This window comes from Flavobacterium taihuense, assembly GCF_019351435.1.
GTDB lineage: Bacteria > Bacteroidota > Bacteroidia > Flavobacteriales > Flavobacteriaceae > Flavobacterium > Flavobacterium taihuense.
The window spans coordinates 1-682 of sequence record NZ_JAHWYN010000062.1 but is presented as its reverse complement, the minus strand read 5'-3'; the positions used below and the strand labels follow the sequence as shown (position 1 = coordinate 682).

Sequence of the window (682 nt, the reverse complement as noted above, 5' to 3'; positions counted from 1 at the left end):
CGGTTACCGCACCTACAGCCACCGACAACTGCGCAGGAGTCATCACCGCGACAACGCTAGACCCGGTTTCTTATTTCGTACAGGGAACCTATACCGTTCATTGGACTTATAATGACGGCAATGGGAACACTTCTGCGCAAACGCAGACAGTAATTGTGAAAGACGTAACAGTGCCATTGGCTGACGTTGCCACGCTTGCCGACGTAACGGGCGAATGCTCTGCAACGGCTATCGCGCCTATGGCCACCGATAACTGCGCAGGAGTCATCACCGCGACAACGCTAGACCCGGTTTCCTATTTCGCACAGGGAACCTATACCATTCATTGGACTTATAATGACGGCAATGGGAATACTTCTGCGCAAACGCAGACAGTAATTGTAAAAGACGTAACGGCGCCATTGGCTGACGTTGCCACGCTTTCCGATGTAACGGGCGAATGTTCCGCAACGGCCACCGCGCCTACGGCCACCGACAACTGCGCAGGCATCATCACCGCGACAACGCTAGACCCAGTTTCCTATTCCGCACAGGGAACCTATACCATTCATTGGACTTATAATGACGGCAATGGGAATACTTCTGCGCAAACGCAGACAGTAATTGTAAAAGACGTAACGGCTCCATTGGCTGACGTTGCCGCACTTTCCGATGTAACGGGCGAATGCTCTGCAACGGTTAC

At 52.6% G+C, this 682-nt stretch carries 1 protein-coding gene; it reads left to right on the top strand.

What is annotated here, in order from left to right:
• Nucleotides 1–682, top strand: a 682-nt coding sequence (locus tag KZH69_RS20375; protein WP_439649471.1) for an HYR-like domain-containing protein, incomplete at both ends; no start/stop codon positions are given.